This is a genomic window from Pseudomonas sp. RIT411, assembly GCF_003057735.2.
GTDB classification, from domain to species: Bacteria; Pseudomonadota; Gammaproteobacteria; order Pseudomonadales; family Pseudomonadaceae; genus Chryseomonas; species Chryseomonas oryzihabitans.
This window is the reverse complement of sequence record NZ_QBIZ02000017.1, coordinates 79186-104365: the sequence shown is the minus strand read 5'-3', so window position 1 is coordinate 104365 and position 25180 is coordinate 79186. Positions and strand designations below refer to the sequence as shown.

The following is a 25180-nucleotide window of genomic DNA, read 5'->3' as shown; positions in this document are numbered from 1 at the left end:
TCAGCGCACCTCGGCCTGATAACGCTTGGCGAAGGCTTCCTGGACCGCTGCCATGTGACCGTAGTCGACGGTGCCGGCGCGGGCATAGTCGGCGTCGGGCAGGAAGCGCGCCTTCACCTCGGCCGGCAACGGCACGTCCCGCACCGGGCGCAGATAGGCCTGGGCCCAGAGCGCCTGGCCCTTGTCCGAGAGCACGTAGTCCAGCACCTTCTCGCCATTGGCGCGATGCGGCGCGCCCTTCACCAGGCTCATGGTGTAGGGCACCGTCAGGCTGCCTTCCTGGGGAATGACGAAGGCCACCGGGGCGTTGTCCTTGTAGCGGGCGCGGTAGGCGTTGAAGTCGTAGTCGACCAGGATCGGGATCTCGCCGGAGAGCAGGCGGGCATAGGCGGTCTGCTTGGGCACGATGGGATCGTTGGCGGCCAGCTTCTTGAAGAAGGCCATGGCCGGGCCGAAGTCGTCGAGGTTGCCGCCCAGGGCCTGGTTGAGCGCCACCGCGGTGACGTAACCGACGAAGGCGCTGGACGGATCCAGGTAGCCCACCAGGCCGCGGTACTCGGGCTTGAGCAGATCGGCCCAGCGCTGCGGCACCGGCTTGCCGCCCAGGGCCTGGGTATTGACCATGAAGCCGAGCGTGCCGGAATGGATGGCGGTCCATTCACCCTTGGGGTCCTTGAGGCCGGCCGGGACCTGGTCCCAGTGCTTGGGCTGGTAGGGCTGCAGCACCCCGGCCTTGTCGGCCTGGATGCCGAAGGTCACCCCGTAGTAGACGACGTCGGCCACCGGGGCTTCGCGTTCGGCCACCAGCTGGGCCAGCGACTGGCCGGAATTCTTGTTGTCCTGGGGGACTTCGATGCCGGTGTCGGCGGCAATGGCCTTGAGCTGGGCACCCCAGTCGGCCCACTCCAGCGGGCAGTTGTAGCAGATGGCGGTTTCGGCGGCCTGGGCGCTGGCCAGACCGCAGGCCAGGACCACGCCGGCCAGGAGGCGACGCACGGGGAAGAGTGATTTCATCGGTAGGGCTCCTTCAAGGGGCCGGCACTGGTGCCGGGACGGACGAGGCAGGGCAGACACTGCTGGTGGGTGGCACTGCCGGCGATCAGCGCCAGCAATTCGGTGACGAGCACGGCGCCCAGGCTCTGCAAGGGCTGCATGACGCTGCACAGGCTGGGTTCGAGGCGGGCGCCCATGGCGATGCCGTCGAAGCCCACCACCGAGAGGTCGGCGGGCACGGGCACCCCGTGGCGCTGCAGTTCGGCGATGACGCTGATGGCCAGCAGATCGTTGGTGCAGAGCAGGGCGGTCGGGGCGTGGCGCTCCAGCAGCGGCGCCAGCTCCGCCCAGTCGGCGTCGGTGTGGCTGGCCAGTTCCAGGCGCGGCAGCGTCGGCAGGCCGGCGGTGGCCATGGCCTGGCAATAGCCGGCGAACCGGCGCTCGCTGCGATCCGATTGCTGGGCCGGCCCCGAGACCAGGGCGATGCGGCTGTGTCCCAGGCCGAGCAGGTGCTCGGTGGCCATGGCCATGCCCTGGCGGTTGTCCACCGCCACCGCCGCATAGGGGCGCTGGGGTTCGTGATAGGCGAGGATGAAGGGCGTCTGCTCCTGGCTCAGCTCGGCCAGCACCCCGCTGCGGTCGGCATCGGCCACCGTCAGCACCAGACCGGCGACGCGCTGGCGCAGCAGTTCCTCCACCACCGCCGCCTCGCGCTCGGGCTGGTAGTCGGTGGTGGCGATCACCAGCGAATAGCCCTGGCTGCGCGCGGTGCGCTCCATGGCCTGCAGCTGTTCGGCGAACACCGGGTTGAGCAGGCTCGGCACCACCACGCCGATCAGCCGGGTGCTCTGCTGGCGCAGCTGGCGGCCCAGCAGGTTGGGGCGGAAATTGAGACTGCGCGCGGCGTCCAGCACCCGCTGCCGGGTGCTCTCGCGCACCTGCTCGGGCGTGGCGAAGGCACGTGCCGCGGTGGCCCGGGAGACTCCCGCCTGTTGCGCTACCTGTTTCAGATCGGTCATGCCGGCCTCGTTTGAGATCGATCTCATTGGGGGCAGACAATGCCGGCGGCAGATGTCGGGACGATGACAGCGAGATGAAGCTTCTGCTCTGGCCCTGCGCGCCGGTAGGTCCTCCGGCGCGCAGGGCAGCAGGCGAGGGCGGGATATACCTTGGTATAGCCAAACGTCCATCGTTTCGATGGCTGGGACGGGATGGCGCGCCTAGATTAGCCCGGTGTCCGAACCCTGCGCGGCAGGGCCGGCCGCTCTCCCAAGGCCCCCATTCAAAGAGGTACGCCATGAAGACCCTTCCTGGCCTCTACACCCCCGCCGTGGCGCCGCGCTCGCTGCGGCAACGTCCCACCTCCCTGTGGGCCGATGCCCTCTGCCTCGTCCTCGGGCTGATCGCCCTGGCGCTGATCTGGCATGGCGTCGCCGAGATGCGCGCGCCCCTGGCCGTGCTCGACGCCGATCCCATGACCCTCGACCTGGCGCGACTGCCCGAGTACGCCCTGCGCACCACCCTGCGCATGTTCATCGCCCTGGGCGCCTCGCTGCTGTTCACCTTTGTCTTCGCCACCCTGGCGGCCAAGAGTCGCAAGGCGGAGCTGCTGATCCTGCCGGCCATCGACATCCTGCAGTCGGTGCCCATCCTCGGCTTCCTGACCTTTACCGTGAGTTTCTTCCTGGGTCTCTTTCCCGGTCGCCAGCTGGGCGCCGAGTGCGCGGCCATCTTCGCCATCTTCACCAGCCAGGCCTGGAACATGGCGTTCGGCTTCTACCAGTCGCTGCGCACCGTGCCCGAGGACCTGCAGCAGGTGAGTCGCCAGTTCGGGCTGTCGCCCTGGCGCCGGTTCTTTCGCCTCGAGCTGCCGTTCGCCATCCCCGGCCTGGTGTGGAACACCATGATGTCCATGTCCGGCGGCTGGTTCTTCGTGGTGGCCTCGGAAGCCATCACCGTGGGCGACAACACCATCAACCTGCCCGGTATCGGCTCCTGGCTGGCGCTGGCCATCGCCCGGCAGGACATCGCCGCCATCGGCTGGGCGGTGCTGGCCATGGGCCTGGTGATCCTGGTCTACGACCAGCTGTTCTTCCGCCCGGTGGTGGCCTGGGCCGATCGCTTCCGCGTCGAGCAGACCGCCAGCCAGCAGGTGCCGCGCTCCTGGGTCTACGACCTGGTCCGGCGTGCGCGCCTGGGGCGCATGCTGGGCGGCTTCGGCAGCTTCTGCACCCAGCTCGCCACCCCGCGGATCCGCCGCGCCTGGCCGCACTGGCACCTGGCGCCGCAGGGCCGCGCCTGGCTGCAGCGCGGGCTGGACGTGCTCTGGTACGGCGCGCTGCTGGTGGTGCTGCCCTATGGCGTCTATGCGCTGTACCGCTTCATCGCCGCCGACGTCTACTGGGTGGAAGCGGTCGCGGTGCTCGGCCTGGGGCTGCTGACCATGGCCCGGGTGCTGCTGCTGATCGCCGTCGCCAGCCTGATCTGGGTGCCCATCGGCGTCTGGATCGGCCTGCGTCCCGGCTGGTCGCAGCGCCTGCAGGCGGTGGCCCAGTTCCTCGCCGCCTTTCCGGCCAACGTGCTGTTCCCGGTGGCGGTGGTGGGCATCGTCAGCTTCCACCTCAATCCGGACATCTGGCTGTCGCCGCTGATGGTGCTGGGCACCCAGTGGTACATCCTGTTCAACGTCATCGCCGGCGCCAGCGTGCTGCCCAACGACCTGCGCGAAGCGGCCCGGCTGTTCGGTCTCAAGCGCTGGCAGTGGTGGCGGCAGCTGGCCCTGCCGGCGATCTTTCCCTACTACGTCACCGGCGCCCTGACCGCCGCGGGCGGCTCCTGGAACGCCAGCATCGTCGCCGAGGTGGTGAGCTGGGGCAATGAACGCCTGCAGGCCCATGGCCTGGGCGCCTACATCGCGCAGATGACCACCGCCGGCGATTTCCCCCGGGTCGCCCTGGGCATCGTGGTGATGTCGATCTTCGTACTCGGATTCAACCGGCTGCTGTGGCGGCCCCTGTATGCCTACGCCGAGCGGCGCCTACGGCTCGACTAAGAGCCTGTTCAAAGGCTGCTGCGCGTCGGCCGAACTGCGTTGGAAATGGCTTCGGAATGCTCATTTACCACTCGTAAACTCCGCTTCCTCAGCCATTTCCGCCTTGTCTGTCTCTAGCTCGCTAGCCTTTAAACAGGCTCCAGAGGAGAAATGCCATGAACCTGACCGCGCTGAATGCCCGTCCCCTGATCGATGTCCAGAACGTCCGCCAGCTCTATGGCAATGCCGGCGGCCCGGCCCGGGTCGTGCTGGACGAAGTCTCCCTGACCCTGCACGAAAACGAGATCGTCGGCCTGCTGGGGCGCTCCGGCTCGGGCAAGTCGACCCTGCTCAGATCCATCGCCGGCCTGCTCACCCCCAGCGGCGGCACCGTCGACTTCCCGCCCAAGGACGACGGCCAGCGTGCCCGGGTCAGCATGGTGTTCCAGAGCTTCGCGCTGTTTCCCTGGCTGACCGTGCTGCAGAACGTCGAGATCGGCCTGGAAGCCCTGCACGTGCCGCTGGACGAGCGCCGTCGTCGCGCCCTGGCCGCCATCGACCTGATCGGCCTGGACGGCTTCGAGAGCGCCTATCCCAAGGAGCTCTCCGGCGGCATGCGCCAGCGCGTCGGCCTGGCCCGTGCCCTGGTGGTGCACCCGGACGTGCTGCTGATGGACGAACCTTTCTCGGCGCTGGACGTGCTCACCGCCGAGACCCTGCGCACCGACCTGCTCGACCTCTGGGTCGAGGGGCGCATGCCGATCCGTTCGATCCTCATGGTCACCCACAACATCGCCGAGGCGGTGCTGCTCTGCGATCGGGTACTGATCTTTTCCAGCAATCCCGGGCGCGTCGCCAGCGAGATCCGCATCGACCTGCCGCAGCCGCGCAATCGCCACGATCCGGCCTTTCGCGAACTGGTGGAGGAGATCTATGTGCGCATGACTGGCGAGGCCACCCCGGCACCCCACGACGCAGGGGTTCCCGGCAATGGCCTGGGCATGCGGCTGCCGACGGTCTCGACGAACGCCCTGGCCGGCCTGCTGGAGGCGGTCCAGGCCGCGCCCTACGACGGTCGCGCCGACCTGCCGGAGCTGGCCGGCGGGTTGGGCTATGCGCTGGACGAACTCTTTCCCCTGGCCGAGGTGCTGCAACTGCTGCGCCTGGCGGTCCTCGAAGGCGGCGATCTGCGCCTGCTGCCGGCCGGGCGCGCCTACGTCGAGGCGGGGGTGGACGTGCGCAAGCAGCTGTTCGCCCGCCAGTTGCTCAACTTCGTGCCGCTGGTGGCCCATATCCGCCGGGTGCTGGACGATCGCCAGGGCCACACGGCGCCGGCGCGGCGCTTCCGCGACGAACTGGAGGACTTCATGGACGAAGCCGACGCCGCCCGCACCCTCGGCAGCGCCATCCAGTGGGGGCGCTATGGTGAGCTCTTCGCCTATGATCAAGCGGCCGATATGTTCAGCCTGGAAAATCCGGGCTAAGAGCGACCACGAACGAGAAACTGGCCATGGATCGACGACCCTTCGCCACCACCACCCACTGGCTGCGGCTAGGGGGCCTCTGCGCCCTGGCGCTGGGCATCGCCCTGCTGGACACCCTCACCGACCGGGAGATCGCCATCGGCGTCTTCCAGGTGGTGGTGGTGCTCCTGGCGGCCGGCTTCCTGTCGGCGCGCGGGGTCACGGTCACCGCCCTGGGCTGCACGCTGCTGGTGCTCTGCAGCTATGTCGCCACCCGTAGCGGCGACCAGGAGGCGGGGCTGGTCAACTGCATCATCAGCCTGCTGGCCATCGTCGCGGTCGCCGCTCTGTCGCTGCGCCTGGAGGCCGCCAAGCGCGCCGCCGATGCGGCCCGGACGCGTCTGGTCCAGGCCGGGCGCCTGAGCCAGCTGGGTGAACTGGCCGCGTCCATCGCCCACGAGGTGAATCAGCCGCTCACCGCCATCGCCGCCAGTGGCAACGCCTGCCAGCGCTGGTTGAGCAATCAGCCGCCGCAGGTGGAGCGCGCCGTGCAGGCCGCGCAACGGGTCATCGACGACGCCCACCGCGCCAGCGCAGTGATCGCCCGGGTGCGCAGTCTGGTGCGCCAGGCGCAGGTGGCCAAGGATTGGCTCAACGTCGCCGATACCGTGGAGAAGGTGCTGGATTTCGTCCGCGCCGAATTGAGCCAGCGCCAGGTCGCCGTGGAGGTGCGCCTGCAGGAGGGCCTGCCGCCGCTGCTGGCCGACGAAAGCCAGCTGCAGCAGGTCATCCTCAATCTGCTGCTCAATGCCCTGGACGCCCTCGAAGGGATACCGCCCGAGCAGCGGCGGGTGGTCATCCAGGTGGGGCAGGACACCGCCGGCGCCATCCGCCTCGGCGTCGAAGACAGCGGTCGTGGCTTGACGCCCGTGGCGCGCGAGCAGATGTTCGAGGCTTTCTACACCACCAAGGCACAGGGCATGGGCCTGGGCCTGGCGCTGAGTCGCTCCATCGTCGAAGCCCACGGCGGGCGGATCTGGGCCACCTCGTTGCCGGAGGGCGGCACCGGGGTCTACTGCAGCCTGCCCAAGGATCCACAACCATGACCTCAGCGAGCATGACCGACCAAACCCAGCCCACCCTGGTCCACCTGGTGGACGACGACGCCTCGGTGCGCGCCGCCGTGGAAGACCTGCTGGCGTCCGTGGGGCTCGATACCCGCAGCTATGTCTCGGCCGCCGACTTTCTCGAGCGGGCCCGGCTGGAGGCGCCGGGCTGCCTGGTGCTGGACGTGCGCATGCCCGGCATGAACGGCCTGGATCTGCAGCAGGAGTTGCAGCGGCGTGGCCTGGCGCTGCCGATCATCTTCATCACCGGCCATGGCGACATCCCCATGTCGGTCCGGGCGATGAAGCAGGGCGCCCTGGAATTCCTCACCAAGCCGTTTCGCGACCAGGACCTGCTCGATGCCATCGACCAGGCACTGCGCAAGGCGCAGGAGGCCCATGCCCAGCGCCGCCAGTTGCAGGACCTGCAGAGCCGCCTCGACACCCTCAACGACGGCGAGCGAGCGGTGCTGGCGCGGGTGGTGACCGGGCTGCTCAACAAGCAGATCGCCGCCCAGCTGGGGGTCAGCGAGATCACCGTCAAGGTGCGTCGCGCCGCCCTGATGCGCAAGCTGCAGGCCGGTTCCCTGGCGGAGCTGGTGAAGATGGTCGAGCGGCTGGAGGCGTCGCGCGGCTAGGCCTTTCCTGTCGGGCGTACAGCCGCTGAACAGACACCGCAGCCTGGTTGTCGCGACAATTGCTTGCGCGCTAAAGAAAGGCAATAGTCAGTCGATACGGGCTTTAGAGGATCGCCTTTCGCCGATCCAAGGAGCTCGTCTTGAACCTACGTCAGCTACGCATCGCCCCCCGCGCCACCCTCTGCTTCGGTGCGGTCACCCTGTTCGTGATGCTGCTCGGGGCCTTCGCCCTGGTCCAGCTCAAGGCCCTGCGCGCCACCGAGCAGGCGATGGAGGCCGAGTGGCTGGCGAGCGTCCAGACCACCGATGACATCCAGATCGCCTTGATGCACACCCGGCTGGAGAGCATTCGGCTGCTGGCCACTGAGGACAGCGCCGCCATGGCCATGGCAGCGCGGAAGATCCAGCAGAATCGCGATCTGCTGAATGCGCGCACGGCCTATTACCGCGACCATCTGATCTCCACCGCTGAAGAGCGCGCCAATTTCGAGCAGGCCGCGCTGCAGATGAAAGGCTACCTGGACGGGCTGGATCGCATCGTCACCCTGGCCGCCAGCGATCGCGCCGAGGCCCTTAGGCTGGCCAATGGCGAGCAGCGCCAGCGGGCCGAAGGCTATCAGGAGCAACTGACCCGCCTGCGCGATTTCAACGGCGAAGGCGCCCGTCACGCGGGGGAGGCGGCCACCGGCATCTATGACCGCAGCGTCAGCATCGTGGTCGGCATCATGCTGCTGGCGGTGCTGGTGACCCTGCTGCTGGCCTGGCGTCTGACCCGTAGCCTGGCCCAGCCGATCGGCGACTCCCTGGCCGTGGCCAATGCCATCGCCCAGGGTGAGCTGACCGGCAGGATAGATCCCACCGGCAAGGACGAAGCCGCCGGCCTGATGCGCGCCCTGGCGCAGATGCAGGACAATCTCAAGGACACCCTGCATGGCATCTCGCGTTCGTCCGACCGCCTGAGCGATACCGCCCGCACCATGCACGCCGTCACCGACCAGGCCAGTCGCGCCCTGGCCAGCCAGAACGCCGAGATCGACCAGGCCGCCACCGCGGTCACCGAAATGAGCGCCGCCGTGGAAGAGGTGGCGCGCAACGCCTCGTCCACCTCCCAGGCCGCGCGGGAATCCAGTGCTGCGGCGGAAAACGGCAACACCAAGGTCGGCCAGGCCCTCGACGCCATGCAGCGTCTCACCCAGCAGGTGCAGTCGACCTCGGTCCAGGTCGAAGGCCTGGCCGGGCAGGCCCAGGACATCAGCCAGGTGCTCAGTGTGATCGGCGCCATCGCCGAGCAGACCAACCTGCTGGCGCTGAACGCCGCCATCGAGGCCGCCCGCGCCGGCGAGCAGGGTCGCGGCTTCGCCGTGGTCGCCGATGAGGTCCGCGCCCTGGCGCACCGCACCCAGACCTCGACCCGCGAGATCGAGCAGATGATCCAGGCGATCCAGAAGGGCTCAGCCGAAGCCGTGGATTCCATGCAGCTCAGCACCACCCAGGCCCAGGCCACCTATGTGATCGCCCAGGAAGCCGGCACGGCCTTGAGCGACATCCTCCAGGCCGTGCGCCTGATCGACGAGCGCAATCTGCAGATCGCCACCGCCTCCGAAGAGCAGGCCCATGTCTCCCGCGAGGTGGACCGCAACCTCATCAGCATCCGCGATCTGTCGGTGCAGACCAGCGATGGCAACCGCGAAACCGTGGGCGCCAGCGAGCAGCTGTCGGAACTGGCCGGTGAACTGCAGACACTGGTGCGCCGCTTCAAGCTGGCGTGAGGGGCAGGGCGCGCTGACGGCGGTCGCGCGCCCGCTCTTCTTACATTCGGTTACCTTTGGCCACCCTGTTTCGCCGGCTCATCGGCCCGAACCCGCCGGGCGCTTTCCCGAGTAGTGGCTTTTTGGTATCAATGGTTATTGTAATACCTATTTAGTTGCGTCCCTCGACGCTCTCGCAGAGAAACCATGGCGCTGCCCCAATACAGTCTCAGAGTACCTGTCTCCCAATTGCAGCTGGGCATGTACGTCTGCGAACTGGATCGACCCTGGGCGGGCACGCCCTTCCTGTTCCAGGGCTTTCCCATCCAGAATGCGCACGACCTGCGCACCCTGCAGGAGACCTGCGAATTCGTCTGGGTGGATCGCCGCCAGAGCCATACGGTGACGCCGCTGTCCGCCAGCCTGTCGGCAGGCGCTCAGGCCAAGACCTATGCCATCGACTACCGCGATGAGGTCAAGACCACCGAGCCGGTGTGGCGTGAAGCCCGCGCCGTGTCGATGCGCATGCTCGACGCCGTCAAGTTCGGCAAGGAACTCGACGTCGGCGAAGTGCGCCGGGCGGTCGGCGAGTGCGTCGAAAGCGTGCTCAAGCACCCCGCGGCCAGCCTCTGGCTGGCGCGCATCAAGCAGCGCGACCACTACACCGCGGAGCACTGCCTGCGCGTCTCGCTCTATGCCATCGCCCTGGGCAAGGCGCTGGGCCTGCTGCCTCTCGAACTGGAAGAACTCGGGGTGTGCGGCATGCTGCACGACGTCGGCAAGATCAAGGTGCCCGACGAAATCCTCAACAAGCCAGGCCGCCTGACCGACGAAGAATTTCGCATCATGCAGGCCCATACCACCTACGGCTATCAGTTGCTGATGGCCAACAGCGAGGTGCCGCCGGCCGCCGTCGACGTCGCCCATGCCCACCACGAGCGCATGGATGGCAAGGGGTATCCCCGCCAGCTGCCGGCGCACCGCATCCCCTTCAAGGCCAGGATCATCGCCGTGGTGGACGCCTACGACGCCATCACCAGCGATCGCCCCTACAGCGAGGGCCGCTCCAGCCTGGAAGCCCTGCGCGTACTGTTCGAAGCCCGGGGCACGCAATTCGACGAAGTCGTCGTGCTGGCCTTCATCCAGCTGATCGGCGTCTATCCGCCGGGCGAGATCGTCGAGCTGAGCACCGGCGAGGTAGGCATCATCATCGGCTTCGACGCCGGCAGCAAATTGAAGCCCCGCGTGCTGATCGTGCTGGACGCCAGCAAGCAGCCGCGCCCGGAGCGGGTGCTCGACCTGGCGCGCAATCCGCTCGATGAGCAGGGCCGCCTGGTCAGCGTTCGCGAGGTGAAGCCCTCGGGTGCCTATGGCATCGACATCGACGCCTACCGCGCCAAGGGACTGGTGGTGCCGGGCTGAACGGATGAGGGGTCGCCGTTTGGGGGCCGACCGTTAGAGGGTCTTCAGACCCGTCGGCGTCTCCAGGTAGGCCAACAAGCCGGGTCTCTCCCCAGGCAGCACCGCGACGGGTCCGGAAAAGCCGATCGCCTCCAGCTGCTGCCCGAGCCCCGCGGCATCGGGATGCCTGAGCTCCAGGCGCTGCAGGCGGCAGCCCTGATCGATCAGCCCAGCCGCCGGGTGCCGGGCGTCGCCCCAGTCGATCAGGCTGGGCAGGACCCCGCCCAGTGGCAGCTGCCCATCGGCATGGATCGAGATCTGCCAGGCCAGCGCGCCGCGACTCATCGACTCGATGCGGCCGAAGGTCCGCGTGAGGTGCGCATCCGCCTGCGCCAAGCCCTGGGTCCCGGCCACCCAGTGGGCCAGGCGGGGCGCAGCGTCCGGTGCCAGCTCATCCAGTTCGAACCAGCGCGGTCTGGTCGGCGGCGGCGCGTCCGGGTCCGGGGCTATGACTTCCAGATAGCCGTCCCCCAGCCCCAGCAGCAGGTTGTGGGTACCCATGCGCGCATGCTGGCCGCCGGGCTGCAGCGCCACGCCGAGGCGCTCCTCGACATACCGGGCGCCCGCGGCCAGGGTCGGGGCCACGATGACCAGGTGATCCAGGCGGGAATGTCTCATGGGGAAGGCTCCTGAGCGGACAAGGTGGAGCACGAGAGAAGCGGCATGATCCGCCCAGGGCTCACTGGTGGGCCCGACTCAGGACACCAGCTGCCGTGGAGCGCGGTCGGTGGTCCTGGCGGTCCCACTCAGGTCCGAGGGTCTTCGCCAGTGGGCTCGTTCGGCATTGGTCTGGGCGATTGCCACGCCGGCTTCTCCGGGCCTCGCTCATCGAAGGCGCGGCGCGCGGCCCGGAAATCTTCCACATTCTCGATAACCCAGGTCCAGATGGGCGTCATCCGGAGCAGCAGGCTCATGCCCAGCGGCGTCAGTTCGTATTCGACCCGGGGCGGGACTTCATCGAAGTCGTGCCGCAGCAGGAGGCCGTCACGTTCGAGGGCGCGCAGGGTCTTGGTCAGCATTCGCTGAGTGATGCCCGACAGTTGCCGCGCCAGTTCGGCGTGCCGCATGACGCCATAGACCCCCAGCGCATGCAGGACCCCCAGGGACCAACGACTGCCCGCATGGGTCAGCACCTCGCGGCGTACGCCGTCTTCGTCCCGCCTGAGTGTCTGGCAGATGGCTTCGGACTGTTGGAGGAGTTCCAGATCGGTCATCTCGTCCCCTGGTATCACGCGTGTGCCTTCTTCTGAGCGCCGCTGGCGTCTGCCAGCATTCGCTCATCTTATACCTGACGTCAGGAGTCATGATGACTAACCCATTCCCTACCGCTACCCAATCCATTCTCGTGCTTGGCGCGGGCGAACTCGGCTTGCCGGTACTGCGCAATCTCGCCCGGCTTGCCAAGGAGAAACCCGGTTCGAAGGTGAGCGTGTTGCTGCGCCAGTCGACCCTCGACAGCCAGGACGCTGGCAAGAAAAGGGAGCTGGGCGAGCTGTGCGCGCTTGGCATCACCCTGGTGGCGGGCGACCTGGTCAAGGATTCCATCGCCGAACTGGCGGCGGTCTTCGCGCGATTCGATACCGTCATCGGCTGCGCCGGCATGGTCGCTGGCCGGGAAACCCCCATGAAGCTGGCGCGTGCGGCACTCGCCTCGGGTGTGAAGCGCTACTTTCCCTGGCAATTCGGGGTGGACTACGACGTCATCGGCCGCGGCAGCCCCCAGGACCTGTTCGATGCGCAACTCGAGGTGCGCGAATTGCTGCGCGCCCAGAGCCAGACCGAGTGGGTGATCATTTCCACCGGGATGTTCACCAGCTTCCTATTCGAACCCGCGTTCGAGGTCGTCGATCTCGTGACGGACACGGTCAGGGCGCTGGGCAGTCTGGATACCCAGGTGACCCTGACGACGCCCGAGGATATCGGCAGGCTGACGGCGGAGATCGTGTTTTTCGAGCCGCGCTTTCGTAACGAGATCGTCTATCTCGCCGGTGACACCCTAGCCTATGGCGAGCTGGCCGGGCTGCTGGAGCGGGTGCTGCAGCGGCCCTTCAGCACCCAGGTGTGGACGCTTCCCCAGCTGCTGGATGAGCTGGAGAAAGAGCCTGACGAGCAGCTCAAGCACATCTGGAAGTATCGCGCCGTCTTCGCCCAGGGCCGCGGCGTCGCCTGGCCGATGGAGACCACCTTCAATGCTCGGCACGGGATCGCGGTGACCAGTGCTGAGCAGTGGGCGCGGGAGCACCTGGTCGAGGCCGGACGGGCCGAGTAAAGCATGCAGGACTTCGGGTCATTCCTTTCCTGCATCGCCAAGATTCACTAAAGACGTAGGGCGGCTTCGGGTATTTCCGATAACGCCTTACCCGTCGCTTCTGCCCGTGCCGACCCTTCCGCATGCCGCCCTGGCCGAACGCGGCACCGAGATCTGCCCCCGGCAGCGGCGACTGGCGGACGAGGGGCGCAGGTTTCTGGACGCATGAGTCGCGCAGAGCACCCTGAACGACGCCACATATCCGAGAGCGTCCCGTGCTTTGACCTTTCGTGCGCGGACACCTAGGGTCAGGCAGGGCGCATTCGTCTGACGATTGTGCTCGATCGGAATACCAATTCAGGCAATGGGAGTGTCAGATGTCTTTTGCTCGTTCGGCCTTGGCCAACCGCTTTTCCGCTCTAGTGCTCACCGCCGCGACCGCTACCCTGGCGCTGCCCCTGGCCGCCGCGCCGGGGGTTGAGGGTTCCCTGTCCGCCGTCCAGGGCGATGCCCGGGTCGCCAAGGCGCTGGAAGCGCTGCGCGCCGACGATGGCCGCACCTTCACGGAACAGAAGCACATCGCCCAGATTCCCGCGCCGCCGTTCAAGGAAAAGGTGCGCGCCGAGTATTACCTCAAGCGCTTCCAGGAGCTGGGTCTCAAGGACGCCAGCATCGCCCCGGAAGGCTATGTGATCGCCACCCGCAAGGGCACTGGCCAGGGGCCGCAGCTGGTGGTGTCGGCGCACCTGGACACGGTGTTTCCCGAGGGCACCGACCTGACCCTCAAGGAAAAGGACGGCAGGACCTACGGCCCCGGCATCGGCGATGACGCCCGGGGCCTGGCGGCGCTGCTGTCGGTGATCGACGCCCTCAACAAGAGCGGCATCGAGACGGTGGGCGACCTGGTCTTCGTCGGCACCGTGGGCGAGGAAGAGCTGGGCAACCTGCGCGGGGTGAAGGCGCTGTTCAAGGATCGCCAGGGCATCGACGGCTTCATCTCGGTGGATGGCATAGACGTGCGCCGCATCGTCAATCGCGGTACCGGCAGCCACAGATACGAGATGACCTTCAAGGGACCGGGTGGCCACAGCTTCGCCGAGTTCGGTCGGCCCAGCGCCATCCACGCCATGGGTCGCGCCATCGCCAAGATTGCCGAGGTCCGTCCGCCCAAGGAACCCAAGACCACCTTCACCGTGGGCACGGTGCAGGGCGGCACCTCGGTCAATGCCATCGCCGGCGAGGCGCGCCTGACCCTGGACATGAGATCCAACGAAGAGGCCGCGCTGCTGGCCGAAGAGAAGGAAATCCTGGCCCTGGTGCAGGACGCGGTGAAGGAAGAGAACCAGCGCTGGGAGACCGACCAGATCTCGGTGGACATCAAGCTGATCGGCGATCGTCCGGCCGGGGGCACTCCGGAGGATTCGCCCATGGTGCAGACGGCGCAGCGCTCCATTGCGGCGGTCACCAAGGGCGCCAAGGTCACCCTCAGCGGTGGCAGCACCGATTCCAACACCGCCATGTCGCTGGGCATTCCGGCCATGACCATCAGCGGTGGCGGGGAGGGTGGCAGTGCCCACTCGCTGGCGGAATGGTACAAGCCGGTGGACGCCTACCAGGGTCCGCAGAACGTGCTGCTGACCAGCCTGACCCTGGTCGGCGTCAAGGGCGTCAGCGAGCCGGTGCTGCAGGCCAAGGGCAAGTAGCCCGCAGCCGGCCCTGGCAGCTGTCCGCAAGGGACAGGTGCCAGGGCCGGCGGCCTCATTCGCTCGCCGGCTTCAGTCGCAGGCAGGCCAGGGAGCTGGCCAGGATCGCCACGCCGGACAGCGGATACAGCAGGGTCGAGGGCACCAGCGGAATGAGCGCCCCGGCCAGCAGCGGACCGACGCTGGCGCCCACGTCGCGCCACATGGCGTTGGAGGCCAGCGCCGGCAGCCGGGCCTGACCCGGATGGCGGGTGGCGACCAGGGTCACCACCAGGGGGATCTGCAGGGCGCGCAGGATCAGCACCCCGCCCGCGCCGAGGATCAGCCAGTGAAAGCCGAAGGCGATCAGGAACAGCGCGGTCAGCGTCGAGCAGACCACCAGCATGGGCGCCGCGCCATAGCGATCCGCCGCCCGGCCGCCGAGCGGGCTGAGCAGCATGTCGGACAGATAACGCAGCGCCATCAGCAAGCCAGCGACCAGCACCGCATTGCCGCCCAGTACCGCCTGGGAAAAGGCCGATAGACCAAAGATGAACAGGCCGTCCAGGGTCACCCCTTCGATAAAGGACCAGGTGACGATGCGATCCGGCCAGCGCAGGCGCCGTCCGGGCGCCGGCAATTCGTGCCCGGCGCGGGGCAGCCCCAGGGCCAGCAGCAGGCCGATCAGGCAGAGTCCGCTGCTCAGCAGCAGCACGGCGCGCGGGCCGTATTGCAGGGTCAGCCAGGCGCCCACCGAGAGCGCCAGCATGGGACCGATGGCGATCAGCGACCGGGACGTACCGGTGCGCCGGGCGGCGCCGGCCGGATCGGCGGTGGCCAGCACCTGGGTGGACAGATTGAAGGTGGCGAAGCTCAGGCCCCAGGCCAGGCGCAACCCCACCAGTGCCCAGAAGCCGGAGAGATGGGCGTTGCCCAGGGCGCAGAGGGCGGCCACTGCGGAAGCCACGACAAGACTGCGGCGATCGCCGAAGCGGGCATAGAGCTGCACCACATAGCGGTAGCCGACGATGCGGATCACCCGGTTGGCGGCCAGCAGGATGCCGGCCTCGATCAGGGTGATGCCGAAGACCGGGGCGTACATGGGGAGGACGAGATAGAGCAGCACGTCGCTGGGCAGGCAGCAGGCGAGGACGATGGCCGCGCGCCGGGAGGCCTGGTCGACGGACCGGGAAGAGGTCATGCGCGAAAGATTCCTGTGGGGGGGAGGTGAGGTCCAGCCCGTCGGTCGCCGGCTGGACAGCGGATTGCAGTGACGGCCCGGCCCTACAGGCGCCAGGCAGAGGCCGTGACTGCAACGAGACTGTCATTATCTCTTCTTTTGCAAGAGGTGTCCGCCAGGCGAAACGGCTGAACTAACCGCGGGCGCGCGCAATCCTTTTCAGTGCGTCTTGCGCCGCGCAGTGGCTGCCCGGCCCTGCCACGTCCCGTCATGAAAAGGAGTCGTCAGTGACCGTAGCTGCCCATCATTACCACCCTGTCCGGCCCGGCCCGCTGCACGCGCTGCTGCTGGCCGGCTCCGTCCCGCTGTTCATCGGCGGCCTGCTCAGCGATATCGCCTACTACCAGACCCAGCAGATCCAGTGGGCCAACTTCGCCGCCTGGCTGATCGCCGGCGCGCTGTTGCTGTCCGGGCTGGCCCTGCTGTTCGCCCTGGGCAATCTGTTCGGCGCGCGCTTCCGTGGTCGCCGGCCGGCGGCCTATTTTCTCCTGCTGCTGCTGGCCTGGGTGCTGGGGCTGGTCAATGCCTTCGAGCACGCCAAGGACGCCTGGGCGGTGATGCCCGCCGGGTTGATCCTCTCGGTGATCGTGTCGGTGCTGAGCCTGGTGGCTGCCTGGATCGGTCTCTCCAACCTGCGTTCGGAGGTGGTCCGATGAGCACTCCACGAGTCTTGAGCGTCCTGGGTCTGGCCGTGCTGCTGGCCGCCTGCGGCAACGAGGGCGGCGCCGACACCCAGGCCCGCGGACCCGATCCCAAGCTGCCCGAACCCCAGCGCGGCCTCCTGCCGAGCATGAAGATCGCCGAGCCTGCACCCTGGGGCGATCGCACCCCGGGTGTTCCCCAGGGCTACACCATCACCGCCATCGCCACCGACCTGCGCATTCCGCGGCAGATGCTGGTGCTGCCCAATGGCGACATCCTCGTGGCCGAAGGCCGTGGCGGCAACGCGCCCAAGCTCAAGCCCAAGGACGTCATCGCCGGCTACATCAAGGCCCAGGGCAACACCCAGGTGAAGGGCGGCAATCGCCTGACCCTGCTGCGCGACGCCGATGGCGACGGCAAGTACGAACTCAAGACGGTGTTCGCCGAGAACCTCAACGCGCCCTATGGCCTGGCCTTCGCCAACGGCCGGATCTACGTGGCCAACCAGGATGCCCTGGTCAGCTTTCCCTACCAGGACGGCCAGACCCAGGCCAGCGGCGCGCCGGACAAGCTGGTCGAGCTGCCGGCGGCGATCAATCACCACTGGACCAAGTCCCTCGCTGCCAGCGCCGATGGTCGCTATCTCTATGTGGGCATCGGCTCCAACAGCAACGTCGGCGAGCGCGGCATGGACGTCGAGGTGGATCGCGCGGTGATCTGGCAGATCGATGCCCAGAGCGGTGCGCACAAGAACTATGCCACCGGGGTGCGCAATCCCACCGCCCTGGCCATACAGCCCGACAGCGGCCAGCTCTGGGCGGTGGCCAACGAGCGCGACGAGATCGGCCCGGACCTGGTGCCGGACTACCTGACCTCCATCCGCGAAGGCGGCTTCTATGGCTGGCCCTACAGCTACTGGGGGCAGAACGTCGACACCCGCGCCCAGCCGCAGGATCCGGCCAAGGTGGCCGCCGCCATCAAGCCCGACTACAGCCTGGGCTCCCACGTCGCCGCCCTGGGCGTGACCTTTTCCACCGCGGCGGTGGGCGGGCAATTCACCGATGGCGTCTTCGTCGGCGAGCATGGCAGCTGGAACCGTGACAAGCCGGTGGGCTACCGCGTGGTCTTCGTGCCCTTCCAGCAGGGCCGTCCGGCCGGCGAGCCCATCGACTTCGCTACCGGGTTCTACGGCGACGACGGCAAGACCCGCGGCCGACCGGTCGGGGTGGCGGTGGATCAGCGCGGTGGCGTCCTCATCGCCGACGACCTGGCCAACACTGTCTGGCGTGTGACGCGTACCCAGTAAGGTGCGAGATGGATCGGCTTGCCGCGCAGTCGGGCGGCAAGCCGATCAATGCATACGGTGCTGCAGATCGCCGAGCACCACCAGGCTGCCCACCACCATCAGCACCAGGATCAGGCTGGTGAACAAGAGCAGATAGAGGTCGTGGCGGTGCGAGCGGCCCAGGCTGATATGCAGGAAGCAGCGCAGGTGCACCAGGATCTGCAGCAGACCCAGGCCGAAGATGACCCCCAGGGTGGTGCCGCGCGGCCAGCTCGGGAAGAGCACCAGGCCGATGGGGATCAGACTCAGCGTCACCGCCAGCAGCAGGCCGACCACGTAGCTCGTCAGCTCCCGACGGTAGTCATCTCTCTTCATGGCAGCAGCCCCTGCAGGTAGACCACCGAGAGGATGGCTACCCAGACGATATCGAGAAAATGCCAGAACAGGCCCAGCCGCATCAGCCGGGTCTTCACCGGCGTATCCAGGCCGAACACCCTGAGTTGCACCAGCATCACCACCAGCCACAGACAGCCACTGGCGACGTGCACCCCGTGCATGCCCACCAGGGCGAAGAAGGCCGAGAGAAAGGCGCTGCGCTGGGGCAGGGCGCCCTTGTCCGCCATGCCGAGGAAGTCGTGCACCTCCAGGCCCAGAAAGACCAGGCCCAGCGCCAGGGTCACCAGCAGCCAGGTCACCAGGGGCCGCAGGCGACCCTCGTGGTACTTCATGGCCAGGGACGCCAGGCCATAGGTGAAGCTGCTGGCCAGCAGCACCAGGGTCTGCAGGGTGACACTGCCGATCTCGAAGACGTCCCGGGCGACCGGGCCCCCGGCGGTGGCGTGCTGCAGCGTCGCGTAGATGGCGAACAGCAGCGCGAACACCAGGGCGTCGCTCATCAGGAAGATCCAGAAGCCGAACAGCGAATACTCGGCCTCGGCGTGGGTAGCGTGATCGGTGGCGCCGACATTGAGGCCGGCGTGATTCATGTCGCGCGGACTCATGGGCCCATCTCCGCCAGGCCACGGTTGCCCGGCCCGGTTTCCTCGTCGCGGTTGACCGCTCGCGTCGCGGCGACGAGATCCAGCCAGGCCTCGTGCTCGCGCCGGATGTCTGCAGCGGAAATCAGCCGCTCGGTATCGCGCTGGAAGCTGCGGGCGATCACCGCGCCCCAGGCCACCCCCAGGCCGAGCACGGCCAGCCAGCCGATGTGCCAGACCAGCCCGAAGGCGCAGGCGAAGCCCGCCGCCCCGACAAGGGCCGGTACGGCGCTGTTCTTTGGCAGGACGAGGTCGGCATAGGTGCGCGGCCGGTCGTAGGCCAGGCCGTGCTCCTTGAGCCAGGTGAAGGGGTCGCGGTCGTTGATCGGCAGCGGCACGGCGAAGTTGTATTCCAGCGGCGGCGCGGCCACGGCCCATTCCAGGGTGCGGCCATTCCAGGGGTCGCCCACCGGCACCCGGGCACTGTCGCGCCGGCGGATGCTCACCACCAACTGGATCACCAGGCTGGCCAGGGCGGCGAGCAGGATCACCGCGCCCAGCTCGGCGACCCACAGCAGCGGGGCGAAGTCGGGATTGTGGATCGCCTGGCTGCGCCGCGGCAGGCCGGAGACGCCCAGCACGTACAGCGGCATGAAGGCGAGCAGGAAGCCCAGGCCGAAATTCAGGGCGGCGATGCGGCCCCAGCGCTCGTCTAGGCGAAAGCCGAAGGCCTTGGGAAACCAGAAGTGATAGCCGGCCAGCATGCCGAACAGCATCCCGGGGATCAGCATGTTGTGGAAGTGGGCGACCAGGTAGACGGTGTTGTGCACCTGATAGTCCACCGGCGGTGTGGCCAGGGTGATGCCGGTAAGGCCGCCGATGACGAACAGCATGATGAACATCACTGCATAGATCAGCGGCGTGGTCAGGCGGATGCGCCCGCGGAACATGGTCGCCATCCAGTCGTAGATCTTCACCCCGGTGGGAATGCCGATGAGCATGGTGGCGATGCCGAAGGCAGCATTGATCCTCGGGCTCTGGCCCATGGTGAAGAAGTGGTGCAGCCAGACGGTAAAGGACAGCACCGCGATCACCAGGGTGGCCCAGACCAGGGAGTGATAGCCATAGAGCCGCTTGGTGGAGAAGGTGGCGAAGACCTCGGAGAACACCCCGAAGGCCGGCAGGATCAGGATGTACACCTCCGGATGGCCGAACAGCCAGAAGAGGTTGATGTAGTTCATCAGGTTGCCGCCCTGGGTGTTGGTGAAGAAATGGAAGTCCAGGTAGCGGTCCAGGGCCAGCAGCAGGGTGGCCACGGTCAACGGCGGCATGGCGAAGATCATCAGGATGCTGGTGCACAGCGCCGTCCAGCTGAACAGCGTCATATGGAACAGGCGCATGCCCGGTGTTCTTTCCTTGTAGAGGGTGACGGCGAAGTTGAGGCCGGTCAGGGTGCTGCCGATGGAGCTGAGGGTCAGCGCCCAGATCCAGTAGTCGGGGCCGACGCCGGGCTGGTATTCGGCGCCGGTATAGGGCGGATAGCCGCTCCAGCCACCGGTCGAGAAGCGACCCAGCACCAGCGAGACCATCACCAGGGCGGCACCGGCCACGGTCAGCCAGAGGCTGATGGCGTTGAGCAGCGGAAAGCGCACGTCGCGGGCACCGATCTGCAGCGGCATGACGAAGTTGATCAGCCCGGTAAGGAAGGGCATGGCCACGAAGAACACCATGATGGTGCCGTGGGTGCTGAACAGCTGACCGAAGTGCTCCGGTGGCAGATAGCCCGGGGCATCGATGGCCAGGGCCTGCTGGGTGCGCATCATCACGCCTTCCACCACGCCGCGGCTGAACATCACCAGGGCCAGCACCACATACATGATGCCGATGCGCTTGTGGTCCAGGCTGGTGAACCACTCCTGCCAGAGATAGCGCCACTTGCCGAGCCAGGTGATCACCCCGGCGGTGGCCAGGGCGCCAAGGATCACCACGCTGGCGCCGCAGGTGGCGACCAGGCTGTAGAAGGGCAGGGCGTCGTAGCCCAGGCGACCGAACAGCAGGTGCCAGAGGGCCGAGGAATCAGTCATGGGTGGCTCCCTGGAAGGTGGCGCAGGCGGGTACCGGATCCTGGCGATAGCGCGCCAGCACCCAGGCGAAGAGGGCAGGTTGGGTCAGGCGCAACGCGGCGGCTTGCTCCAGGGTGCCGGGGCGGGACAGCACCTGGTAATGGGCGCAATCCAGCGCCTCGCGGGTCTGGCTGACGCCCTGGGTCCAGCTGGCGAAGTCCTGCGCATCCAGCACCCGGATCGGGAAATGCTGATCCTGGAAGCCTTCGCCGCTGTACTGGGCGTTGCGGCCCTCGAACTGGCCGGGCGCGGGAATCTGCAGGTAGCGCTGGGTCTGCATGCCGGCCATGGCGTAGATCTGGCCACCGAGGCGCGGCAACAGCAGGGATTGCATCACCGTATCGCTGGTGAGTCTGAGCTGCACCGGGCGTCCGGCTGGCAGGACCAGTTCATTGACCGTGGCGATGCCCTGTTCGGGATAGAGAAACAGCCACTTCCAGTCCAGGCCGATCACCTGGACCTCCAGCGGCGCCAGGCTGGGCGTCGGCGAGCGATAGGGATCGAGGCTGTGGGTGCGGGTCCAGACCAGCACCGCCAGGACCGCGACGATCAGCGCCGGCACGCCCCAGGCGAAGACGTCCAGCAGCCAGGAGAATTCCCAGCGCGGCCGGTAGGCGGCGCGCGTGTTGCCGTGGCGATAGCGCCAGACGATCAGCGGGGTGAGCAGGATCACCGGCAGGACCACCACCAGCGCCAGGCCGACGATCCACAGCAGCAGGTCGCGTTCGCCACTGGCGGCGAGACCGGCCGGGGCGAGAAAGCCGTGCTGTAGCGGCGAACAGCCAGTGAGCGAAGCGGCCAGCAGCAGGCCGGCCAGGGACCCGACCGCCAGACGGCGCCTCGAGGTGCTCCCCGGGCAGGGAGAAGTAGGACGCGACTTTCGCGCAAGGGACATGAGCGGACTCGACCGTAACCAGTTGTTGCAGCCAACAGACCGCCCGAGCAGGCGAGCCGTTCACTGGATACTGGCGCTTGGCCGCCCCGCCTCAGGACGCGCTGGCGTACAGGCCGCGAGCTAGGGCTGTTCGGTCTTCCACTGGCCGAGCAGGATGGCGACGAATTTTTCTGCGGCGGGCGACAGCGAGGCGCCGCGACGCGAGACCAGGCCCAGCGTCCGGGTCACCTCCGGATCGCTGAGGGGCACGCTGACCAGGGTCGGGTGGTCGGCATCCGGCATGGCCAGACTGGGCATGGCCGAGACGCCGAGGCCGGCTTCCACCATGCCCAGGGAGGTGGACAGGTGCTGCACCTCATAGAACCACTTGGGGCGAATGCCGCGGGCGGAGAGGGCATGATCGAGCAGCACCCGGTTGCCGCTCAGGCGCCCCACACCGATCAGCCGGTGTTCGACCAGCTCGGCCCAGCTGATCGACGGGCGCCCGGCCAGTTCGTGGTCGCGCCGGCAGGCCAGCACGAATTGCTCCTGCACCAGGGGCACGAATTCGATGTCCGGGTGCTGACCGCTGAGCATGTTGATGCCGAAGTCGGCTTCGCCGCGCAACACGGCTTCCAGTCCGTCGTTGGCGCTGAGGTCCAGCAGGCGGATGCGGATCTTGGGGTATTGCTCGTTGTACTGGCGGATCACTGAGGGCAGGAAGTAGAAGGCCGCGGTGGGGATGCAGGCCAGGGTGACCTGGCCGGTCTGGCGCTCGGCCAGTTCGCGGATGCTGAGGATGGAGTCCTCGAAGTCGTCCAGCAGCCGCCGCGCCTTGGGCAGGAAATCGCGGCCGACGCTGGTGAGGCCGACGCGACGAGTGGTGCGTTCGAGCAGGGGCGTCCCCAGGCCGTCTTCCAGCTTCTTGATGCGCCGGCTCAGGGCCGGCTGCGACAGGTGCAGGGCATCGGCGGCCTCGTGGAAGCTGCCCAGTTCGGCGATTTTCACGAAAGATCGAATGTCTTGCAGCTCGTAGTCCATGAACGCCCCGTTTCGGAAAGCCGGCTTTATTGATTATCCAAGTGGAATAATAGCGCTGATATTTGCATTGGATAGATTTATATCCGGCTGCCAATCTTGTTCCTAGAACATCAATAACCGCTATTGATCAACAAGAGTCAGCAGTCATGCAACGTATTCCCTGCGTTCTCATGCGAGGCGGCACCTCCAAGGGCCCCTTCTTCCACGCCAGCGACCTGCCCAGCGATTCCGCCGCGCGCGACGAGATGCTGATCGACCTCATGGGTGCCGGCCACGAGCTGGAAATCGACGGCATCGGCGGCGGCAGTCCCCAGACCAGCAAGGTCGCCATCATCAGCCCGTCCAGTCATCCCGATGCCGACGTGGATTACCTCTTCGTCCAGGTGATGGTCGCCGAGCGGCGCGTCGATACCGCACCCAACTGCGGCAACATGCTCTGCGCCGTGGGGCCCTTCGCCGTGGAGCAGGGGCTGGTTGCTGCGAGAGACGGCAAGACCCTGGTGCGTATCCGCAACCTCAACACCAACAGTTTCGTCGATTCCCTGGTGCATACGCCCGGCGGCCTGGTGCGCTATGAAGGCGACACCGCCATCGACGGCGTGCCCGGCACCGCCGCCCCGGTGCAGCTGACCTTTCTCGACGCCGTGGGCAGCAAGACCGGCCAGCTGTTTCCCACCGGCCAGGCCACCGATGTCTTCGACGGCGTGCCGGTGACCTGCATCGACATGGCCATGCCGATGATGATCGTCGAGGCCCGCCACCTGGGCGTGACCGGCAGCGAGCGGCCGGCCGAACTGGACGCCAACGCGGCGCTGCTGGCGCGGCTGGAAGCCCTGCGGCTGCAGGCGGGTCGGGCCATGGGCCTGGGCGATGTCAGCGGCAAGGTGATCCCCAAGCCGGTGCTGATTTCCGCGCCCCAGCAGGGCGGCACCCTGCAGGTGCGCTATTTCATGCCGCACAGCTGCCACCGGGCGCTGGCCATCACCGGCTCCATCGGCCTGGCCACCGCCTGCGTCACCCCGGAGACCGTGGTGATGGCGCTGCTCGGCGAGTCGGCGCGTGACCTGACCCATGTCCGCCTGGAGCATCCCAGCGGCGGGATCGACGTGGTGCTGTCGCGCGGCGGCGCGGACGGCACTACCATCCAGGCCTCGGTCGTCCGGACCGCGCGCCGTCTGTTTTCCGGTCATGTCTATGCGCCTACCGCGCGGAGGCTCGCCGGCTAACGCGACACCCCCAACCACCAGCGCATCCGCACAACTTCAATAAACGGTGATGCCCCATGAAACTTGCCAAATCGCTGTACTTCCAGATCCTCTGCGCCGTGGTCCTCGGGGTGCTGGTCGGTCACTTCTGGGCGCAACAGGCCGTCGCGCTCAAGCCCCTGGGTGACGCCTTCATCAAACTGATCAAGATGATGATCGCCCCCGTGGTGTTCTGCACCATCGTCACCGGCATCGCCGGCATGACCGACAAGAGCACCCTGGGCCGGTTGATGGGCAAGACGCTGCTGCTGTTCCTGGTGCTCACCGTCATCAGCCTGTTCATCGGCCTCGGCGCGGTCTATCTGTTCCAGCCCGGCGTTGGCATGAACATCGATCCCGCGACCCTGAGCACCGCCAGCATCGCCCAGTACACGGCGTCGGCGGCCAAGCTCAGCGTGGTGGACTTCTTCATGCACATCATCCCGGACACCTTCATGGGGGCGTTCAACAAGGGTGAGGTGCTGCCGGTGCTGTTCATCGCCGTGCTCTGCGGCTTCGCCCTGTCCGCCATGGGCGAGCGCGGCCGGCCGGTGCTGGACGTGCTGGAGTCGGCGTCGCAGATGGTCTTCCGCATCTTCGGCTACCTGATGCGCTTCGCCCCGGTGGGTGCCTTCGGCGCCCTGGCCTTTACCGTGGGCCAGTACGGCATCACCTCGCTGGGCTCCCTGGCCAAGCTGATCGCCACCCTCTACATCGCCTGCGCCTTCTTCGTCTTCGTGGTGCTGGGCGCGCTGTGCCGCTCGCGCGGCTTCAGCCTGTGGAAGCTGTTGCGCTACTTCCGCGAGGAATTCCTGGTGGTGCTGGGCACCTCGTCCACCGAGCCGGTGCTGCCGCGCATGCTGCAGAAGCTCGAAGGCCTGGGCTGCAAGAAGGGCGTGGTCGGTCTGGTGCTGCCCACCGGCTACTCCTTCAACCTGGACGGCACCGCCATCTACCTGTCGCTGGCCGCGGTCTTCATCGCCCAGGCCTGCAACATCGACCTCACCGTCGGCCAGACCCTGACCATGCTGGCGATCATGCTGCTGTCCTCCAAGGGCGCGGCAGGGGTGACCGGCAGCGGCTTCGTCGCCCTGGCCTCGACCCTCACCGTGATCCACGACATCCCCCTGGCCGGGCTGGCGCTGCTCATCGGCATCGATCGCTTCATGTCCGAGGCCCGCGCCCTCACCAGCCTGGCCAGCAACGCCGTGGCCACCGTGGTGATCGCGCTGGGCGAGGGCGCCTGCGATCGCGACAAGCTGATGCGCGCCCTGGCCAGTGGCAAGGCCGAACCCGTGGCGCTGCCCGAGGCCGCCGAGTGGACGGCACCGGACGTTCGTCCCCACGCCTGATCGTTCCAACCCCGCTACCGCTGCAATCCCAC

Annotated in this window: 22 protein-coding genes; 12 read left to right on the top strand and 10 right to left on the bottom strand. The window is 67.4% G+C overall.

Translation table 11 applies throughout. The annotated features are described in order from the left end of the window. Positions 1-1014 (bottom strand): ABC transporter substrate-binding protein, encoded by a 1014-nt coding sequence (locus DBY63_RS20035; protein WP_058791338.1) that lies wholly within the window; start codon positions 1012-1014, stop codon positions 1-3. Further along, a complete protein-coding gene (locus DBY63_RS20030) occupies positions 1011-2012 on the bottom strand; it encodes a substrate-binding domain-containing protein (RefSeq protein WP_108582670.1) in 1002 nt (333 codons plus the stop codon). The genes DBY63_RS20035 and DBY63_RS20030 overlap by 4 nt, the downstream gene beginning before the upstream one ends. Before the next feature lie 278 nt (positions 2013-2290). Between DBY63_RS20030 and DBY63_RS20025 the strand changes: the two genes are divergently transcribed. The 6 genes from DBY63_RS20025 (at position 2291) to DBY63_RS20000 (ending at position 10401) form a co-directional block, all read left to right on the top strand. Continuing rightward, positions 2291-4045 (top strand): ABC transporter permease subunit, encoded by a 1755-nt coding sequence (locus DBY63_RS20025; RefSeq protein ID WP_108582669.1) that lies wholly within the window; start codon positions 2291-2293, stop codon positions 4043-4045. Positions 4046-4200: 155 nt separating this feature from the next. Beyond that, a complete protein-coding gene (locus tag DBY63_RS20020) occupies positions 4201-5508 on the top strand; it encodes a nitrate/sulfonate/bicarbonate ABC transporter ATP-binding protein (RefSeq protein WP_108582668.1) in 1308 nt (435 codons plus the stop codon). Positions 5509-5534: 26 nt separating this feature from the next. Next, positions 5535-6593: an ATP-binding protein gene (locus DBY63_RS20015; RefSeq protein ID WP_037007009.1), complete on the top strand. Its 1059-nt coding sequence runs from the start codon at positions 5535-5537 to the stop codon at positions 6591-6593. Further along, entirely contained in the window at positions 6590-7231 is a 642-nt protein-coding gene (locus tag DBY63_RS20010) for a response regulator transcription factor (protein ID WP_108582667.1), read from the top strand. The genes DBY63_RS20015 and DBY63_RS20010 overlap by 4 nt, the downstream gene beginning before the upstream one ends. A 140-nt stretch (positions 7232-7371) precedes the next feature. After that, complete coding sequence (locus tag DBY63_RS20005; protein WP_108582666.1) at positions 7372-9000, top strand: methyl-accepting chemotaxis protein; 1629 nt, start codon at positions 7372-7374, stop codon at positions 8998-9000. 186 nt (positions 9001-9186) lie between these two features. Continuing rightward, positions 9187-10401 carry an HD-GYP domain-containing protein gene (locus tag DBY63_RS20000; RefSeq protein WP_108582665.1) on the top strand — a complete coding sequence of 405 codons (1215 nt, stop codon included), beginning with the start codon at positions 9187-9189 and terminating at the stop codon, positions 10399-10401. 33 nt (positions 10402-10434) lie between these two features. Here DBY63_RS20000 and DBY63_RS19995 read toward each other — a convergent pair whose 3' ends face one another. Beyond that, positions 10435-11058 carry a VOC family protein gene (locus DBY63_RS19995; RefSeq protein WP_042133809.1) on the bottom strand — a complete coding sequence of 208 codons (624 nt, stop codon included), beginning with the start codon at positions 11056-11058 and terminating at the stop codon, positions 10435-10437. Positions 11059-11186: 128 nt separating this feature from the next. After that, positions 11187-11654: a helix-turn-helix domain-containing protein gene (locus DBY63_RS19990; protein WP_042133811.1), complete on the bottom strand. Its 468-nt coding sequence runs from the start codon at positions 11652-11654 to the stop codon at positions 11187-11189. Between the two features lie 92 nt (positions 11655-11746). Here DBY63_RS19990 and DBY63_RS19985 point away from each other — a divergent pair, with 92 nt between their 5' ends. Beyond that, positions 11747-12709 carry an aromatic alcohol reductase gene (locus tag DBY63_RS19985; RefSeq protein WP_108582664.1) on the top strand — a complete coding sequence of 321 codons (963 nt, stop codon included), beginning with the start codon at positions 11747-11749 and terminating at the stop codon, positions 12707-12709. Positions 12710-13065: 356 nt separating this feature from the next. Continuing rightward, positions 13066-14391 (top strand): M20/M25/M40 family metallo-hydrolase, encoded by a 1326-nt coding sequence (locus DBY63_RS19980; protein WP_108582663.1) that lies wholly within the window; start codon positions 13066-13068, stop codon positions 14389-14391. Positions 14392-14446: 55 nt separating this feature from the next. On the opposite strand, the gene DBY63_RS19975 is transcribed toward DBY63_RS19980, so the two are convergent. After that, the gene (locus DBY63_RS19975) at positions 14447-15571 is read right to left on the bottom strand and encodes an MFS transporter (RefSeq protein ID WP_108582662.1); all 1125 of its coding nucleotides are present in this window, start codon (positions 15569-15571) and stop codon (positions 14447-14449) included. A gap of 266 nt (positions 15572-15837) precedes the next feature. Between DBY63_RS19975 and DBY63_RS19970 the strand changes: the two genes are divergently transcribed. Both DBY63_RS19970 and DBY63_RS19965 read left to right on the top strand, forming a co-directional pair. Next, positions 15838-16266, top strand: coding sequence for a DUF2231 domain-containing protein (locus tag DBY63_RS19970; RefSeq protein ID WP_027602114.1), 429 nt, complete (start codon positions 15838-15840; stop codon positions 16264-16266). Then, positions 16263-17558 carry a sorbosone dehydrogenase family protein gene (locus tag DBY63_RS19965; protein WP_108582661.1) on the top strand — a complete coding sequence of 432 codons (1296 nt, stop codon included), beginning with the start codon at positions 16263-16265 and terminating at the stop codon, positions 17556-17558. Before DBY63_RS19970 ends, DBY63_RS19965 begins: the two co-directional genes overlap by 4 nt. Positions 17559-17603: 45 nt before the next feature. Here the strand turns inward: DBY63_RS19965 and DBY63_RS19960 are convergent, their stop codons facing one another. From DBY63_RS19960 to DBY63_RS19940, 5 genes are all read right to left on the bottom strand, one after another. Then, a complete protein-coding gene (locus tag DBY63_RS19960) occupies positions 17604-17912 on the bottom strand; it encodes a cytochrome C oxidase subunit IV family protein (protein WP_007158587.1) in 309 nt (102 codons plus the stop codon). Then, the gene (locus DBY63_RS19955) at positions 17909-18538 is read right to left on the bottom strand and encodes a cytochrome (ubi)quinol oxidase subunit III (RefSeq protein ID WP_027602117.1); all 630 of its coding nucleotides are present in this window, start codon (positions 18536-18538) and stop codon (positions 17909-17911) included. Before DBY63_RS19955 ends, DBY63_RS19960 begins: the two co-directional genes overlap by 4 nt. Then, on the bottom strand, positions 18535-20598 hold the full coding sequence (locus tag DBY63_RS19950) for a cbb3-type cytochrome c oxidase subunit I (RefSeq protein WP_108582660.1): 2064 nt from the start codon (positions 20596-20598) through the stop codon (positions 18535-18537). The genes DBY63_RS19955 and DBY63_RS19950 overlap by 4 nt, the downstream gene beginning before the upstream one ends. Next, positions 20591-21532 (bottom strand): cytochrome ubiquinol oxidase subunit II, encoded by a 942-nt coding sequence (locus tag DBY63_RS19945; protein ID WP_108582659.1) that lies wholly within the window; start codon positions 21530-21532, stop codon positions 20591-20593. The genes DBY63_RS19950 and DBY63_RS19945 overlap by 8 nt, the downstream gene beginning before the upstream one ends. Positions 21533-21652: 120 nt before the next feature. Then, the gene (locus DBY63_RS19940; protein ID WP_007158583.1) at positions 21653-22552 is read right to left on the bottom strand and encodes a LysR family transcriptional regulator; all 900 of its coding nucleotides are present in this window, start codon (positions 22550-22552) and stop codon (positions 21653-21655) included. Between the two features lie 146 nt (positions 22553-22698). On the opposite strand from DBY63_RS19940, the gene DBY63_RS19935 reads away from it, so the two are divergent. Beyond that, positions 22699-23778, top strand: coding sequence for a 4-oxalomesaconate tautomerase (locus tag DBY63_RS19935; RefSeq protein WP_108582658.1), 1080 nt, complete (start codon positions 22699-22701; stop codon positions 23776-23778). 56 nt (positions 23779-23834) lie between these two features. After that, positions 23835-25148: a C4-dicarboxylate transporter DctA gene (gene dctA, locus DBY63_RS19930; RefSeq protein ID WP_007158581.1), complete on the top strand. Its 1314-nt coding sequence runs from the start codon at positions 23835-23837 to the stop codon at positions 25146-25148. Positions 25149-25180 lie beyond the last annotated feature (32 nt).

Excerpts from the sequence above, each read along its gene's own strand:
- DBY63_RS20035 (WP_058791338.1), bottom strand. The coding sequence starts at position 1,014 with ATGAAATCACTCTTCCCCGTGCGTCGCCTCCTGGCCGGCGTGGTCCTG.
- DBY63_RS20030 (WP_108582670.1), bottom strand. The coding sequence starts at position 2,012 with ATGACCGATCTGAAACAGGTAGCGCAACAGGCGGGAGTCTCCCGGGCC.
- DBY63_RS20025 (WP_108582669.1), top strand. The coding sequence starts at position 2,291 with ATGAAGACCCTTCCTGGCCTCTACACCCCCGCCGTGGCGCCGCGCTCG.
- DBY63_RS20020 (WP_108582668.1), top strand. The coding sequence starts at position 4,201 with ATGAACCTGACCGCGCTGAATGCCCGTCCCCTGATCGATGTCCAGAAC.
- DBY63_RS20015 (WP_037007009.1), top strand. The coding sequence starts at position 5,535 with ATGGATCGACGACCCTTCGCCACCACCACCCACTGGCTGCGGCTAGGG.
- DBY63_RS20010 (WP_108582667.1), top strand. The coding sequence starts at position 6,590 with ATGACCTCAGCGAGCATGACCGACCAAACCCAGCCCACCCTGGTCCAC.
- DBY63_RS20000 (WP_108582665.1), top strand. The coding sequence starts at position 9,187 with ATGGCGCTGCCCCAATACAGTCTCAGAGTACCTGTCTCCCAATTGCAG.
- DBY63_RS19995 (WP_042133809.1), bottom strand. The coding sequence starts at position 11,058 with ATGAGACATTCCCGCCTGGATCACCTGGTCATCGTGGCCCCGACCCTG.
- DBY63_RS19990 (WP_042133811.1), bottom strand. The coding sequence starts at position 11,654 with ATGACCGATCTGGAACTCCTCCAACAGTCCGAAGCCATCTGCCAGACA.
- DBY63_RS19985 (WP_108582664.1), top strand. The coding sequence starts at position 11,747 with ATGACTAACCCATTCCCTACCGCTACCCAATCCATTCTCGTGCTTGGC.
- DBY63_RS19980 (WP_108582663.1), top strand. The coding sequence starts at position 13,066 with ATGTCTTTTGCTCGTTCGGCCTTGGCCAACCGCTTTTCCGCTCTAGTG.
- DBY63_RS19975 (WP_108582662.1), bottom strand. The coding sequence starts at position 15,571 with ATGACCTCTTCCCGGTCCGTCGACCAGGCCTCCCGGCGCGCGGCCATC.
- DBY63_RS19965 (WP_108582661.1), top strand. The coding sequence starts at position 16,263 with ATGAGCACTCCACGAGTCTTGAGCGTCCTGGGTCTGGCCGTGCTGCTG.
- DBY63_RS19960 (WP_007158587.1), bottom strand. The coding sequence starts at position 17,912 with ATGAAGAGAGATGACTACCGTCGGGAGCTGACGAGCTACGTGGTCGGC.
- DBY63_RS19955 (WP_027602117.1), bottom strand. The coding sequence starts at position 18,538 with ATGAGTCCGCGCGACATGAATCACGCCGGCCTCAATGTCGGCGCCACC.
- DBY63_RS19950 (WP_108582660.1), bottom strand. The coding sequence starts at position 20,598 with ATGACTGATTCCTCGGCCCTCTGGCACCTGCTGTTCGGTCGCCTGGGC.
- DBY63_RS19945 (WP_108582659.1), bottom strand. The coding sequence starts at position 21,532 with ATGTCCCTTGCGCGAAAGTCGCGTCCTACTTCTCCCTGCCCGGGGAGC.
- DBY63_RS19940 (WP_007158583.1), bottom strand. The coding sequence starts at position 22,552 with ATGGACTACGAGCTGCAAGACATTCGATCTTTCGTGAAAATCGCCGAA.
- DBY63_RS19935 (WP_108582658.1), top strand. The coding sequence starts at position 22,699 with ATGCAACGTATTCCCTGCGTTCTCATGCGAGGCGGCACCTCCAAGGGC.
- dctA (WP_007158581.1), top strand. The coding sequence starts at position 23,835 with ATGAAACTTGCCAAATCGCTGTACTTCCAGATCCTCTGCGCCGTGGTC.